Here is a 14699-nt window from a genome sequence, read left to right as displayed (position 1 = left end):
GTCTCTCCTGATCCGTACGGCTACGGGGCTGGTGTGGGAGCGCCGGGGAGCAGCGCCTCCACCGCGGTCGAGCGCGGAATCGGCAGGACCGCTCCCGGTCCGGTGGTGGTCAGCGCGGCGGCGACGGCCGCGTAGCGGGCCGCCTCACGCGGTACGGCACCCTCCAGGAGCCGGGCCGCGAACGCGCCGTCGAAGGTGTCGCCGGCCCCGGAGGGGTCGACGGCCCGCACCTGGTGGGGCGGAATGCGGGTCACGGTGCCCTCGTGGGCCAGCAGGGCGCCCTGGTCGCCCATCTTGAGTACGACGATGCCGGGGCCGCGGCGCACGAAGGCGTCGAGGACCTCCCGGGGCTCGTGCAGGCCGGTGAGCAGCCTGCCCTCCTCCAGGTTCGGCAGCGCCACGTCGCACAGCTCCACGCTGCGCATGACCACCGCGCGGGCCCGTTCGACGGGCCAGAGCGCGGGGCGGTAGTTGGGGTCGTAGCTGATCAGCGTGCCGCCGGCGCGGGCCAGTTCCATGGCGTGAAACGCCGCGTCGCAGGCGGAGGCGCTGATCGCCTGGGTGATCCCGGTGACGTGCAGCAGGCGGGCCCGCGCGACCGCCCCGGCCGGCACGTCGGCCGGGGCGAGCCGGCTGGCCGGCGAGTCCGCGCGGTAGTACGTGAACCTGCTGGCCTCGGGCGTACGGGAGATGAAGTAGATCCCGGTACGCCCGCCGGCCTCCCGGACGACGTGGTCGGTGCCGACGCCCTCCCGCCGCCACAGCCGCAGCAGGGCGTCGCCGAAGTCGTCGTCGCCGATGCGGGTGACGTACCCGGTGCGCGCGCCGGAGCGCTGCGCGGCCACGGCGAAGTTCGACGAGTCGCCGCCGAAGCCGACGGCGAAGTCGTCGTCCGGCCCGACCGGCTCCCGGCCGGCCTCGGCGCGGGCGTTGAACTCCAGCAGCGGCTCGCCGATCGCGAGGATGTCCTGGTCCATGTCGTCCTGTTCGTTCTCTTGGTCCCGGTCGCCCCGGGCGTCCCGGGGTCCCGGTCGTCCCGGTCCCGGCCGTCGTCGCCGCCGGCCGCCGTCAGATCCGCTGGTACTTCTCCAGCCCGCCCTGCAACGAGCCGGACTCGCGGATGAGCCGGGTCTGCTCGCGCTCCCGCTTCTCGATGTCGGTGGCCATCTCCAGCACCTCGGCGACCAGCTCCCGCGGCACGCAGACGACGCCGTCGCTGTCGGCGACGATCAGGTCGCCGGGGCTGACGGCCACGCCGCCGACCTCGACCGGCTCGTTGAGCGAGACGGTCCGGTAGCGGCCGACGGTGGTGGCCGGGACGGCGCCGCGGGCGTAGATGGGGAGTTCGGGGTAGTCGCGGCGGATCTCCTCGACGTCCCGTACGGCCGCGTCCAGGACCGCGCCGGCGATCTTGTTCGCGACGGCGCCGGCCGCCATCAGCCCGCCCCACACGGCGACGTCGGCGCCGCCCGCGGCGATGCAGATGACGCTGCCCGGGTCCGACTCGTCGATGGCGCGCAGCGCGTGCGTGGGCGGCTCCGACACCTGGGCGGGCACCTCCTGCACCGTCACCGCGGGGCCCACCAGCTTCCCGGGCAGCATCGCTCTGATGCCCCCGGTGAGGTAGCCCCGTACGCCCTTCTGCTCCACCGCGTCCGCCACCGAGGCGGTGGCTATGCCGTGGAAGGCCGCGATGGTCTCCGGCGGGATGGTGGTCGTCGTCATCTCGTGTTGGCTCCGATCTGGTACGTGCGTTGCGTGTCGCGGCGCGGGCTCAACGCGACAGCCAGCCGCCGTCCACGGCCAGCACATGGCCGTGGACGTAGTCGGCGGCGGGGGAGGCGAGGAACACCACGGGTCCGGCGATGTCGGCGGGGCGGCCCCACCGGCCGGCCGGGATGCGGGCGAGGATCTCGCTGCTGCGGATGCCGTCGGCGCGCAGCTCCGAGGTCACGGCGGTGTCGATGTAGCCGGGCGCGACGGCGTTGACGTTGACGCCGCGGCCGGCCCACTCGTTGGCCAGCGCACGGGTCAGCCCGACCAGGGCGTGCTTGCTCGACGTGTACGACGGGACGTACATCCCGCCCTGAAAGCTGAGCACCGACGCGATGTTGATGACCTTGCCGTGACCGCGCTCCAGCATCCCCGCGCCGATGGCCCGGGTCAGCTCGAATGCGGCGTGCAGGTTCAACTCCACGACGTCATACCAGTCGGCGTCCTGGAATTCCGCGGCCGGGGCCCGGCGAATGAGCCCCGAATTGTTGACCAGAATGTCCAGGTCGAATCTCTCGACGAGGCTGCGGATCTCACCTCTGCGGGCCCCCGCATCGGTGAGGTCGACGTGCACGCGAGTGACGGAAGCACCCAATTCCTTGGCCTCTTGGGCCACCGGATCGAGATTGTCGCGCTCCGACAGCAATACCAAGTCGGCGCCGACGGCGGCGAGTCCGAGCGCGACCGCGCGCCCGATTCCGCTGCCCGCTCCCGTAATGAGCGCACAACGGCCGCGCAGATCCCCGGTCCGGGAATCAGACTCCTCCGTCAACGCCCCTCTCCCTTCTTCGGTCCCAGCCGTGCATGGTTCCGGCAACGCAAACATTAGAAGCCGTCTGCTGGGGCGTTAAGACTGAATCGCTTATGACAGTATTCGCAAAGCTGATGTGCCGGGCCGCGGCGGACGCAGGCGTATGCACGGCCGTCTCACACCGCGGCGGGCACCGCGTGGGTGCCGGCCGGGATCCGGGCCCGGACGATGGCGCGCAGCAGCGTACGGGCCGACGGCGTGAGCGGGCGCGAGGAGTCCCAGCAGACCGCCACGCGCCGCTCCGGGGCGCCCTTCAGCCGCCGTACGCGGACGCCGTCGACCTCCGCGACCTGGGCGGCCAGCGAGTTGGTCACGCCGACCCCGATGCCCTGGCGGACCATCGACACCAGCGTCTGCGGCTGGTTGGTGGCCTGCACGGGCTCGATCTCGTGGCCGCAGTCGCGGAAGGTCCGGTACGTCTCGAAGTCCGGGGTCTCCGGGGCGTCGAGCCGGCCGATCGAGACGATCGGGTGCTCGGCGACGGCGTCGACGGGCAGCGGGTCGGGCACCTCGGACAGCGGGTGCTCGCTGGGGTGGATGGCGACCAGGGACTCGCCCCACAGCAGCCGGCTGCGCACGGAGGCGGAGGACGGCGGGGGCGACATCGGGCGCAGGTAGACGTCGACGGCGCCGGAGGTGAGGGCGTCGTCCAGCTCCAGCGTCGACCGCTCCACCAGCACCACCCGCACCTCGGGACTCATCCGCGCCAGGTCCTGCAACAGGGCGGGCACGAACGCGGCGCTCGCGCTCGGGTACGACCCGAGCGTCACCACGCCGCGGGCGCCGCTGCGCCAGGGGGCCATGGCGGCCTCGGCGGACTCCAGCGCGCGGAGGATCTCGTGGGCGTGGTCGGCGAGGACGACGCCGGCCTCGGTCAGCTCCACAGGCCGCTTGCGGCGGTCGAAGAGCGGCAGGCCGATCTCCCGCTCCAGCGCGGCGACGTGCATGCTGACCCGGGGCTGGGAGCGCTTTGTGGACTCCGCGGCGGCGACGAAGCTCCCGGTTTCGATGACCGCGAGGAACGAGACGAACCATTCCAGCCTGACATCCGGGTTCAACATCCAGCCCTCACCCCGCACCGAATCAGCGCGTCTTCCAGCCCAAACACCAGTGATCAACAGCCGTCCTCAGGCTAAGTTGCGGACTACCCGGGGGCAACAGTCGTGCAGCGCGTAATGCTCGTGACAGCCATATCCGCCCCGCGAATGCCGCTATTCGAAAGTCGGCCCTTGACCAGCATTCGGACGGAGTGGCTTCGTTGGAGGATGGCCAATGAAGTAGCCCCCGCCGTCGTCGCGGCGACCACGTCGCTGCCGCCCGAACTCGCCGTCGCCGCCGTCCCGGAGGACGAACGCGTGTGGGTGCCGCAGGCCCCCAACGTGTGGTTCCGGCCGCTGCTCTTCAATACGGTGACGGGCCAGTGGTGCAACCTGTTGAAGGTCACCGCGGCCGGCATCGTCTCCCGGCACCGGCACCCGGGCGCGGTCTTCGGATACGTGATCAAGGGCAAGTGGCACTACTACGAGCACCCGTGGGTGGCCGAGGAGGGGCACTTCGTCTACGAGCCGCCGGGCGAGATCCACACGCTGGCGGTGCCGGAGGACTGCGCGGAGATGGTGACGTTCTTCAACATCAGCGGCGCGATGGTCTACCTGGACGAGGAGAACCGGAACACCGGGTACGAGGACGTGTTCACCAAGATCGACATGGCCCGCGCGCACTACGCGGGCAACGGGCTGGGGGCGGGGTACGTGGAGCAGTTCATCCGCTGACGCCCTGCGGGCGGCGCGGCGGGGTGCAGCGGGGCGGGACGGCGCGGCGGGGGACGCGGCGTCGTGGGCCTGGAGGCGGCCGGGTCGACGCGCCACGGCCGTGGCGGCGCCGGAGGCCGGGGGCCGGGGCCCGGAGGCCGGGTCCGAACGTAGGCCGCGGACACCCGTCGCGCCGCCGGTGCGCCTACGCCACGGACACACGAATGTCGCCAACGCACGTACGCCGCTGCCGTAACGGCGCGTACGTCGCCTACACGACCACGGTCGCAGCGGCACCTACGTCACGGACGCCAGCCACCGGCGGAAGCCACCGGCGGAAGCCACCGGCGGAAGCCACCGGCGGCGCGGAGCGCCGCGTACGCCGGGGGCTTCACGGCGCTCTCCTCGTCCCGCTTCTCCCTCAGCCGCCGCGCCCGGCAGAGCACCCCGGCCCGACCGGCGCCGGCGTGCCCCACGCCATCCGCCGCCCCCCCCGCAGGGGGTCAGCGGTGGCGGTCGTCGTGGTCTTCCTCCGTGCGCGGGCCGAGCAGTTCGTCGGCCAGCGTCGGGAGGTCGTCCAGCGGGGTCTCCTCCGCCCACTCCGGGCGGGCGCGGCGGCGGGGGTCGGGGTCCTCCGGGGCCGGGACCTGGGGGACCTGGAGGGTCTCCTCCGCGTCCGGGTCCGGGACCTGCGGTATGACGCGGGTCTCCGCCTCGTCCGGGACGACCCGCGGCAGCTGGGACGTCTCCTGCATGTCCGCGTCGTCCGAGCCGTCCGCGCTGTCCGAGCCGTCGGATCCGTCCGAGCCGTCCGCGCCGGTGACCGGCAGCGGCTGCGTGGTGTCGTTCGGCGCCGCGGCCGCGGCCTCCGCGGCCGCCGCCTCCGCCGCCAGCCGCTCCTGCTCCGCGCGCAGCAGCGCCTCCTCCGCCTTGCGCTGCTTCTCCTTGCGGCGCTCCTCGGCCTCCTGGCGCAGCCGCGCCTCCTCCTCGGCCTGCCGGCGGACCCGCTCCTCCTCGGCGCGGCGGGCGGCCTCCTCCGCCTCCCGGCGCTCGCGCTCCTCCTCCGCCTGGCGGCGGGCCTCCTCCGCGCGCTGCCGGGCCAGCTCGGCCTCGCGCTCGGCCTCCAGCCGCTTGGCCTCCTCGATCTCGCGCCGCTTGCGCTCCTCCTCCTCGCGCCGCAGCCGCTCCAGCTGCTCCTGCCGCTCCCGCTCCAGCCGCTCCTCCTCGGCCCTGCGCGCGGCCTCCTCGGCCTCCCGGCGCTTGCGCTCCTCCTCGGCCTTGCGGCGGGCCTCCTCCTGCGCGCGCACCTCCTGCGCGGACAGCGGGAGGACCTGGTCCAGCCGGTGCCGCACCGCGGTGGTCACGACCGCGGGGTCCTGGCCGGCGTCGACCACCAGATAGCGCCCCGGGTCCGCGGCGGCCAGCGCCAGGAATCCGGCGCGCACCCGCTCGTGGAACTCCGGCGGCTCCGACTCCAGCCGGTCCGGCGCCTCGGTGAACCGCTCCCGCGCCGTCTCCGGCGCGATGTCGAGCAGCACCGTCAGCTGCGGCACCAGCCCGCCCGTGGCCCAGCGGTTGATGCGGGCCACCTCGGTCGGCGCCAGCTCGCGCCCGCCGCCCTGGTACGCGACGGAGGAGTCGATGTACCGGTCGGTGATGACTACCGCGCCGCGCTCCAGCGCGGGCCGGACCAGGCCGTCCACGTGCTCGGCGCGGTCCGCGGCGTACAGCAGGGCCTCCGCGCGGTGCGAGATCCCGGCGGTGGAGACGTCCAGCAGGATGGAGCGCAGCCGCTGCCCGATGGAGGTGGCGCCGGGCTCGCGGGTGACGACGACCTCGTGGCCCTTGTCCCTGATCCACTGCGCCAGCGCCTCGACCTGGGTGGACTTCCCGGCTCCGTCGCCGCCCTCGACGGCGATGAAGAACCCGCTCGGCGACAGCGCCTCCGCCGGGTCCGCGCCGCGCATCGCCTGCCGCAGGTCGACCCGGAGCGGCACGCCCTGCCGGTCGTCGGTGCGCACCAGCACCAGCACGGCCACCGGCAGCAGCAGCGCGCCCGCCAGCATGTACGTGAAGGCGGCGCCGCCGTGCGCGAAGACCAGGTCGCCCGCCTCCAGCCGGTGCCGGCCGATGGCGGCGGCGAGCAGCGGCGCGCCGATCAGCGCGAGCGCGACGGCCACCCGCGAGACGGCGTGCAGATGGTCGACGAGGCGGGGCCTGCGGGCGTCCTCGGTCTCCTGCTCCAGCAGCGCGTGCCCGGTGGCGGCGGCGACGCCCGCCGCGGTCCCGGCCAGCAGCGCGCACAGCACCCCGGTCGCCGCGTCGGCCACCAGGCCGACGAGCAGCAGCCCGACCCCGGTGACGCCGACGGCCAGCGCCAGCAGCCGGCGCCGCGACAGCGCGGGCAGCACCCGCGGCGCGGTCCGCACGCCGAGCACCGGCCCGGCGGTGACGGCCAGCACCAGCAGCGCGTACGCGATGGTGCCGTCGATGTCGTACGCCTCCTGCGCCTGGAGGACGGCGAGGGCCACGGACGCGGCGACCGCGGCGGCCGCGGCCGCGCAGGCGGCGACCAGCAGCCCGATCGCGCCGGTACGCCCCCGGTCCGGGCCGCTCTCCGGGCCGCGCGGCCGGCGCAGGCCCTCCAGCGGCGAGCGGGCCCGCGCCCCGCCGTCCGGCAGCTCCATGAAGAACAGCACCGAGACCGACGCCGCGAAGAGCCCGGCGGCCAGGTAGGAGCCGACCGCGCCCGGGTGCCCGTCGAACCAGTCGAACCAGGAGCCCAGCAGCCGGCCGATCCACGCGGTGACCAGCAGCGCGGCGGCGCCGAGCGGCAGTGCCCCGTACCCCGTGCGCAGCGACAGGCGGCGCAGCGCGGCGCCGTGGTCGGGCAGCGGCCTTATCGCCGCGCCCTCGGGCGGCGGCGCGGGCAGCAGCGCGGGGGCGACGCTGTCCTTGGCGACGACCCACACCCGCTCGGCCGCGCCGACGGCGAAGACGGTGACGAGGATCCAGGTCAGCGCGGAGTCCGGCGTCCAGTCGATCCACAGCGGGGCGACGATGAGCAGCCCCGCGCGCACCACGTCCGCGCCGACCATCGTCCAGCGCCGGTCCAGCGCCCCGGACCCGGAGAGCAGCGACCCGAGCGGGCCCAGCAGCACCGCGCCGAAGACGACCGTCGACAGCAGGCGGATCGCGAGGACCACGCTGACCGTGACCGCGGCGCCGCGATAGCCGCCGCCGAACGACTCGGCCGCGAGCCCCGCCTGGAGCGCGAGCAGCACGAGCACGAGCAGCGCCAGCGCGTCCGCGGTGGCACTGGTGAGATGGGCGCCCCACATCCGCCTCAGTGACGGCACGCGCAACAGCGCCCGTAGGGCGCGCTCGCGCGAGTCCGCGACAAGGCTCTCGGTGGGGTCCGGCGCTGTCGTGGGCTGGTCGGCTCGCATGTCGTCAGCCTAGCGGGACGAGCCGGACCGGCGAGCTCCGCACGAACACTTGCCCGGTTCTGTGGATTACCGGCCGGTTGTGGACAATCCGCGGCCTCCGCGGGGCGCCCTCCGGGCAGGGAAGCGGGGCTCGCAAGCCGTACGCACAGGCGTGGACCCCCGGGCGGATCCGCCGGGAACGGAGGTCGTAAGGAGCCGGAGGCTCCGCCCCGGACAACCGACGCCGGGTCCGACGGGGCCGGAAGCGAGAAGATCCCGGAGGCTCTGCCCCCAGACCCCCTATGCCTCGTCGTCCGGCACGTCCGCCTTCGCCGACACCGACTTCTTCGTCGTCGCCTTCTTCGCCGCGGCCGTCTTCTTCGCCGCCGTCTTCTTCGCGGCCGCCTTCTTGGCCGGCGCCTTCTTCGCGGGAGCCTTCTTCGCGGGGGCCTTCTTCGCCGCCGTCTTCTTCGCGGTCTTCTTCGCCGGCCCCTTCGCCCGCTTCTCCGCCAGCAGCTCGAACCCGCGCTCCGGCGTGATCGACTCCGGTTCGTCGCCGCGCCGCAGCGTCGCGTTCGTCTCGCCGTCCGTCACGTACGGCCCGAAGCGCCCGTCCTTGACCACCACCGGCTTCCCGCTCGCCGGGTCCTCGCCCAGCTCCTTCAGCGGCGGCTTCGCCGCGGCCCGCCCGCGCTGCTTGGGCTGGGCGTAGAGCGCCAGCGCCTCTTCCAGCGTCACCGTGAAGATCTGCTCCTCGCTCTGGAGCGAGCGCGAGTCCGTGCCCTTCTTCAGGTACGGGCCGAAGCGCCCGTTCTGCGCGGTGATCTCCGTGCCGCTCTCCGGGTCGGTGCCCACCACCCGCGGCAGCGACAGCAGCTTCAGCGCGTCCGCCAGCGTCACCGTGTCCAGGGACATCGACTTGAACAGCGACGCCGTGCGCGGCTTCACCGCGTTCTTGCCGGTCTTCGGCGTGCCCTCGGGCAGCACCTCGGTCACGTACGGCCCGTAGCGCCCGTCCTTGGCAACGATCTCGTGCCCGCTGTCCGGGTCGGTGCCCAGCTCGTACGCCCCGCTGGGCTTGGCGAGCAGCTCCTCGGCCAGCTCGACGGTCAGCTCGTCCGGCGGCAGCGAGTCCGGCACGTCCGCGCGCCGGTGGTCCTCGGTGTCCCGCTCGCCGCGCTCCACGTACGGCCCGTAGCGGCCGACGCGCAGCACGATCCCCTCGCCCACCGGGAACGTGGAGACCTCCCGGGCGTCGATCGCGCCCAGGTCGGTGACCAGCTCCTTCAGCCCCGCGAGGTGGTCGGCGCCGGCCCGCTCCCCGACCGCGGTGGCCACGTCGTCCGTGCCGAAGTAGAAGCGCCGCAGCCACGGCACCGCCTCGGCCTCGCCGCGCGCGATGCGGTCGAGGTCGTCCTCCATCTTGGCGGTGAAGTCGTAGTCGATGTAGCGCCCGAAGTGCTTCTCCATCAGGCCGACGACCGCGAAGGAGAGGAAGGACGGCACCAGGGCCGTGCCCTTCTTGAAGACGTAGCCGCGGTCCAGGATCGTGCCGATGATCGAGGCGTACGTGGACGGGCGGCCGATCTCCCGCTCCTCCAGCTCCTTGACCAGCGTCGCCTCGGTGTAGCGGGCGGGCGGCTTGGTGGCGTGCCCGTCCGCGGTGATCTCCTCGGCGGTCAGCCGGTCGCCCTCGGCGAGCTGCGGCAGCGGCCGGTCGCGGTTGTCGAGGTCGGCGGAGGGGTCGTCGGAGCCCTCGACGTACGCCTTCATGAAGCCGTGGAAGGTGATGACCCGGCCGGACGCGGTGAACTCGGCGTCCCGCCCGTTCCACTCCCCGCCTCCGGCCGCGGAGGCGCCGCCCAGCTTCACCGTCACCGACTGCCCGGTGGCGTCCTTCATCTGCGACGCGACCGTACGCATCCAGATCAGCTCGTACAGCCGGAACTCGGTGCCGGTCAGCCCCGTCTCCGCCGGCGTGCGGAAGCGGTCGCCGGAGGGGCGGATCGCCTCGTGCGCCTCCTGGGCGTTCTTGACCTTGCCCGCGTAGATGCGCGGCCGGTCCGGCAGGTAGTCGCTGCCGTACAGCTGCGTGACCTGCGCCCGGGCGGCGGCGACCGCGGTGTCCGACAGCGTGGTGGAGTCGGTCCTCATATAGGAGATGAAGCCGTTCTCGTACAGCCGCTGCGCCACCTGCATGGTGGCCTTGGCGCCGAGGCCCAGCTTGCGGGACGCCTCCTGCTGCATGGTCGTGGTACGGAACGGGGCGGACGGCGAACGCCGGTACGGCTTCGCCTCCACGCTCCGTACCGCGAACGACGCGCCCTGGAGCGCGGCGGCCAGCGCGCGGGCGTTCTCTTCACTGAGATGCAGCACCTCGGCCGAGCCGCTCTTGAGCAGCCCGTCCGGGCCGAAGTCACGGCCCTGGGCGATGCGCCGGCCGTCGACGGCGGAGAGCTTGGCGCCGAAGTTGCGCGGGTCGGTGGCGTCGCCGGCCCGGCCGGTGGAGAAGACGCCGGCCAGGTCCCAGTACTCGGCGGAGCGGAACGCGATGCGCTCGCGCTCCCGCTCGACGACGAGGCGGGTGGCGACGGACTGCACCCGGCCGGCCGACAGCCGGGGCATGACCTTCTTCCACAGCACCGGCGAGACCTCGTACCCGTACAGCCGGTCGAGGATGCGGCGCGTCTCCTGGGCGTCGACGAGCTTCTTGTCCAGCGCCCGCGGGTTGGCGACGGCCTGGCGGATCGCGTCCTTGGTGATCTCGTGGAAGACCATCCGGTGCACCGGCACCTTGGGCTTCAGCACCTCCAGCAGATGCCAGGCGATCGCCTCGCCCTCGCGGTCCTCGTCCGTCGCGAGATACAGCTCGTCCGACTCGGCCAGCAGTTTCTTCAACTTGCTGACCTGTTGCTTCTTGTCGCTGTTCACCACATACAGCGGCTCGAAGTCATGATCGACATTCACCCCGAGCCGCGCCCAGGGCTCTCCCTTGTATTTGGCCGGCACCTCGGCGGCGCCGTTCGGGAGATCGCGGATGTGCCCGACGCTCGCCTCGACCTCGTAGCCGGGGCCCAGATAGCCCTTGATCGTCTTCGCCTTGGTAGACGACTCCACGATGACGAGTCGGCGGGACTTGCTGGTGGCGGACAACTTCAGCTCTCTCTTCTCCGGTCGGAAGCTGGCAGCGATCTGGTGGGGGGATTCGCGGCGATCTTGCCGGGGGTCGATATCGGTGGCCTTGTGGGCACTCTTGTGGGTGGCTGTGCGGTCGTACGTCGCTGTGCTGGGCGTTGCTGCGGAGTGTGACGGTACAACCCGCCCCCGTGTCAAGCGGCTAAAACCCGGGGCGCCACTCGAACGGTAACCCGACAAGCCGCCTAGCTCCCGCACAGGGCACATTCCGGTCGCCGCGGTCTGTATCGCGCAGCCCCTTGACAACGTCCAGTACTACAGATGGGAGTATGGGCGTCCGAGCCGTGTCGCGAGACCGGTTCGGAGCCCACCACTCCAGACATCCGACCGGGGGGACGTACCAGTGTCCGATCCGAATCAGAACCCTTACGGCCAGCAGCCCGGACAGCAGGGCCAGCCGGGTCAGCCGGGTCAGCCGGGTTACGGCTATCCGCAGTACGGCCAGCAGGACCCGAACCAGAACCCGTACGCGCAGCAGCCCGGCCAGCAGCCCGGCTACGGCTACCCGGGCGCCCAGCCCGGCGGCCTCCCGCAGGCCCCGGCCGCGGCGGCCGGCGGCTACGACCCGAACGCCCCGTACGGGTACGACCCGCACGGCCGCCCCTACTCCGACAAGTCCAAGATCGTCGCGGGCGTGCTGCAGCTCTTCATCGGCACGCTGGGCATCGGCCGCTTCTACACCGGGCACACCGGCATGGCCATCGCCCAGCTCCTCACCTGCGGCGGCGTCGGCATCTGGGCTCTGATCGACGGCATCATGATCCTCGTCAGCGACGACAAGACCGATGCCAAGGGCCGCGTCCTCCGCTCCTGACGTCGTCGGTCCTCCGGCGTCCCCGGGGCACCCGGACCCGCCGTCTCCCGTTTCCCCGCGACCGGAGACGGCGGGTACCGCGACCCCGACGGCAGCGGAGGGCGGACGGCGCGGGAGCGTACGGCCCGCACGCCGGGGTCTGCGCCTGTGGCGCAGGCCCGCCGCCGCACCCCTCGCCCTGGCGGCGGCCGGGGCCGCGGGCGCGGCGTACCTCTACGGCACCAACCCCCACGACCCGGGACACTGGCTGCCCCGGTGCCCCTTCAACTGGGCCACCGGCCTGGACTGCCCGGCATGCGGCGCTACCCGCATGGTTTACGACCTCCTCCACGGCGACCTCGGCGCCGCCTTCCACGACAACGCGCTGATGCTGGTGCTCGGCCTGCCGTTCGCGGCGGTGCTGTACGGCCGCTGGCTCTCCGAGGGCCTGCGCGGCCGCCGCTGGACCCCGTCCTTCGGCCGGCGCGGCACGGCGGTGGTGCTGGGCGTGGCGGTGGCGTGGGCGGTCGTACGGAACGTGGCCGGCTGAGCCGCTCCGGGGCTCGGCCGGCGCGGCTCAGGACGGCGCGGCTTGGACGGGCGCCAGGAAGCCCTGCTCCACCAGCAGCCGGATCACGCCGGGCGTGCGTTCCCGCAGCGCCGCCGGGTCCTCCTCCAGCACCTGCGCGATCGCGTCCAGGATGACGCCCGCCGGCAGCGTGCCGTCGCACGCGCCCGCGAACCCCGCCGCGACCGTGTCCGCCCGCTGCGCCCGCAGCATCCCCCGCTGCCGGCGCAGCACCACGTGCTCCGGGTCCTCCTCGCCGGGCCGTCCCACCTGCTCCTGCACCACGTCGTCCGCCAGCCGGAACGTCGTCGCCAGCAGCGCCGCGTCGTCGTTGCGGCGCAGGAAGTCCTGCCGCGCGAAGTGCTCGACGACGGCCTCGCCGAGCGGCTGCTCGACGGCGTGCGGCCAGTCCTCGACGGTGACCGCGGGGTCCGCCGCGTCCGTACGCCGCAGGGTGATCCAGCCGAAGCCGACGGCGCGGGTGCGGGCGGCGGCGAAGGCGTCGAGCCAGTCGTCGTACCGGGCGGCGTAGGCGGCCCGGTCGGCGTGGTCGCCCGCGTCGCGCAGCCACAGCTCCGCGTACTGCGTGACGTCCTGCACCTCACGCTGCACGATCCAGGCGTCGCAGCCCGGCGGCACCCAGCCCGCGACGCGCTCGCGCCAGTCCTCGTCCTCGACGTGCTGCCAGTTGGCGAGGAGCTGGCAGTAGCCGCCGTCGGCGAGGTGGTCGGCGGCCTCGCGGACGAGGGTGCGGCACAGCTCGTCGCCGGCCATGCCGCCGTCGCGGTACGTCAGCCGGGCGGCGGGGGAGATGACGAACGGCGGGTTGGAGACGATCAGGTCGTACCGCTCGCCGGCCACCGGCTCGAAGAGCGAACCGGCGCGCAGGTCGGCATCGCGCGCCCCGGAGAGCGCGAGCGTGAGCCGGGCGCAGGCGAGGGCGCGCGGGTTGACGTCGGTGGCGGTGACGGCGTCGGCGCGGGCGCCGGCGTGCAGCGCCTGGATCCCGGAGCCGGTGCCGAGGTCGAGCACCCGCCCGCCGTCGAGGGGCACGGTGAGGCCGGCGAGGGTCGTGGAGGCGCCGCCGACGCCGAGGACGAGGCCGGCGGCCGGGGTGGTGCCGGCGGCGGGCGGGGCACCGTTCCCGGAGGCGCCGTCCCCGTACGCACCCGGGGCGCCGTCCCCGTACGCACCGGCCGCCGCGCCCGCCGCGCCGCCCACCGCGCACCCGAGGTCGGAGACGATCCACCAGTCCTGGCCCGCCGGCCCGCCGTACGGCCGGACGTCCACCACGGCCCGTACCGCCTCGCCGTCCGCGCGCAGCCAGCCGTCCGCGAGGCACGCCGCCAGCGGCAGCACCGCCTCCGCGTGGGCGCGCGGGACGGCGTGCTGGAGGAGGAAGAGCCGGGTCAGGGTGGCGGAGGCCGGCGGCGTGCCGCCCGGCGGCCACCGGGTCGCGCGCTCCGCGGGCACGGTCTCGCCGCGGGCGAGGGCCGCGTAGGCGGGGGCGCCCAGCAGCTCCAGCAGGCCGTCGGCGGTGAAGTCCGCGGCCAGCAGCGCCGCGCGCAGCCCGGCGGCGCGGCCGGGGCGGGGCAGCCCGAGGCGGCTGAGGTCGGGGCGGGTGCGGCCGGGGCGGGGGAGGTCGTCGGTGGCGCTCACGGGCACCATTGTGCTGCCGCCGCCGCGGGCGCGCGGCCCAGCACCCGGAACCCGGAACCCCGCTACGCCTTCTGCGAAGGCTTCGCCTTCGGCTTCTGGCAGCCCTGCTGCTCGGCCAGCGCCTCGCCGATCTCGCCCGCCTGCAGCTTGTTCAGCGCCTCGTCGCCGCTCTTGCTGATCTTGTCCGCCTCGCCCGCCAGTTCCCGCAGGCCCTCCGCGAACGCCGCCTGGTCCTTGACGTCCAGGTCCTCCACCTGCTTCTGGAGGTCCGCGTACGCCGCGGCCACCCGCTCCAGCTCGGTCACGGCCCCGCCGTGGGTGTTCTTGCCGTCGTCGACGGGCGGCGCGCCCACCTTGTTCACGGCCTTGCTCATGGCCGTGTACGCCTCGGAGATCTCACCGAACGCCTTCGCGTCCGTCTCCTGCACCTTCCGGGGGTCCTTCTCGGTGGTCGCCTCGCTGATCGCGAGGTTGGCCTGGTCGCGCTTCTGCAGCTCCGGCTGGATCCGGTCGCAGAGCGAGCCCGCCCACTCCCGGACCTCCGCGTCGTTGTCCTCGCCGCAGCCGGTCGCCACGACCAGCGTGACCGCGGCACCGGCCAGGGCGGCGGCAAGCGTCTTGTTCACCGGATCATCCCTTCGAGACTGAGACACCCGGAACATACACCGGCACCCCGCCGGTACGACGAATCCCCGAGGCCGCACGCCGCGTGGTGCACCAT

General features: G+C 73.8%; 11 protein-coding genes. 3 read left to right on the top strand and 8 right to left on the bottom strand.

The window, feature by feature from the left end:
• Positions 1-20: 20 nt before the first annotated feature.
• The 4 genes from ACHZ99_RS18120 to ACHZ99_RS18105 form a co-directional block, all read right to left on the bottom strand.
• Positions 21-977, bottom strand: coding sequence for a sugar kinase (locus ACHZ99_RS18120; RefSeq protein WP_420305637.1), 957 nt, complete (start codon positions 975-977; stop codon positions 21-23).
• Between the two features lie 91 nt (positions 978-1068).
• A complete protein-coding gene (locus ACHZ99_RS18115) occupies positions 1069-1725 on the bottom strand; it encodes an RraA family protein (protein ID WP_420305636.1) in 657 nt (218 codons plus the stop codon).
• Positions 1726-1774: 49 nt separating this feature from the next.
• The gene (locus ACHZ99_RS18110) at positions 1775-2545 is read right to left on the bottom strand and encodes an SDR family oxidoreductase (protein WP_420305635.1); all 771 of its coding nucleotides are present in this window, start codon (positions 2543-2545) and stop codon (positions 1775-1777) included.
• A gap of 155 nt (positions 2546-2700) precedes the next feature.
• Positions 2701-3645, bottom strand: coding sequence for a LysR family transcriptional regulator (locus tag ACHZ99_RS18105; RefSeq protein ID WP_420305634.1), 945 nt, complete (start codon positions 3643-3645; stop codon positions 2701-2703).
• Between the two features lie 204 nt (positions 3646-3849).
• Between ACHZ99_RS18105 and ACHZ99_RS18100 the strand changes: the two genes are divergently transcribed.
• Complete coding sequence (locus tag ACHZ99_RS18100) at positions 3850-4356, top strand: 2,4'-dihydroxyacetophenone dioxygenase family protein (RefSeq protein ID WP_420305633.1); 507 nt, start codon at positions 3850-3852, stop codon at positions 4354-4356.
• A 482-nt stretch (positions 4357-4838) separates the two neighbouring features.
• On the opposite strand, the gene tmk is transcribed toward ACHZ99_RS18100, so the two are convergent.
• Both tmk and topA read right to left on the bottom strand, forming a co-directional pair.
• The gene (tmk, locus tag ACHZ99_RS18095) at positions 4839-7784 is read right to left on the bottom strand and encodes a dTMP kinase (RefSeq protein WP_420305632.1); all 2946 of its coding nucleotides are present in this window, start codon (positions 7782-7784) and stop codon (positions 4839-4841) included.
• Positions 7785-8063: 279 nt separating this feature from the next.
• A complete protein-coding gene (gene topA, locus ACHZ99_RS18090; RefSeq protein ID WP_420305631.1) occupies positions 8064-10916 on the bottom strand; it encodes a type I DNA topoisomerase in 2853 nt (950 codons plus the stop codon).
• 385 nt (positions 10917-11301) lie between these two features.
• On the opposite strand from topA, the gene ACHZ99_RS18085 reads away from it, so the two are divergent.
• On the top strand, positions 11302-11772 hold the full coding sequence (locus ACHZ99_RS18085; protein WP_420305630.1) for a TM2 domain-containing protein: 471 nt from the start codon (positions 11302-11304) through the stop codon (positions 11770-11772).
• 139 nt (positions 11773-11911) lie between these two features.
• Entirely contained in the window at positions 11912-12301 is a 390-nt protein-coding gene (locus ACHZ99_RS18080) for a DUF2752 domain-containing protein (protein WP_420305687.1), read from the top strand.
• Positions 12302-12328: 27 nt separating this feature from the next.
• Here ACHZ99_RS18080 and ACHZ99_RS18075 read toward each other — a convergent pair whose 3' ends face one another.
• Together ACHZ99_RS18075 and ACHZ99_RS18070 are read right to left on the bottom strand one after the other, a co-directional pair.
• Positions 12329-13987, bottom strand: a complete 1659-nt coding sequence (locus ACHZ99_RS18075; RefSeq protein ID WP_420305629.1) for a DUF7059 domain-containing protein — start codon at positions 13985-13987, stop codon at positions 12329-12331.
• Between the two features lie 53 nt (positions 13988-14040).
• Complete coding sequence (locus ACHZ99_RS18070) at positions 14041-14604, bottom strand: small secreted protein (RefSeq protein ID WP_420305628.1); 564 nt, start codon at positions 14602-14604, stop codon at positions 14041-14043.
• Between the last annotated feature and the right edge of the window lie 95 nt (positions 14605-14699).

Origin of the sequence: Streptomyces sp. MAR4 CNX-425, from assembly GCF_048656465.1 — a bacterium.
Lineage (GTDB): Bacteria > Actinomycetota > Actinomycetes > Streptomycetales > Streptomycetaceae > Streptomyces.
Note: the sequence above shows the minus strand (reverse complement) of the source record. Positions and strands in the feature narration are given on the sequence as shown.

Coding starts and splice junctions, on each gene's coding strand:
- ACHZ99_RS18115 (WP_420305636.1), bottom strand. CDS start 1,725: ATGACGACGACCACCATCCCGCCGGAGACCATCGCGGCCTTCCACGGC.
- ACHZ99_RS18105 (WP_420305634.1), bottom strand. CDS start 3,645: ATGTTGAACCCGGATGTCAGGCTGGAATGGTTCGTCTCGTTCCTCGCG.
- ACHZ99_RS18075 (WP_420305629.1), bottom strand. CDS start 13,987: ATGGTGCCCGTGAGCGCCACCGACGACCTCCCCCGCCCCGGCCGCACC.
- ACHZ99_RS18120 (WP_420305637.1), bottom strand. CDS start 977: ATGGACCAGGACATCCTCGCGATCGGCGAGCCGCTGCTGGAGTTCAAC.
- ACHZ99_RS18100 (WP_420305633.1), top strand. CDS start 3,850: ATGGCCAATGAAGTAGCCCCCGCCGTCGTCGCGGCGACCACGTCGCTG.
- tmk (WP_420305632.1), bottom strand. CDS start 7,784: ATGCGAGCCGACCAGCCCACGACAGCGCCGGACCCCACCGAGAGCCTT.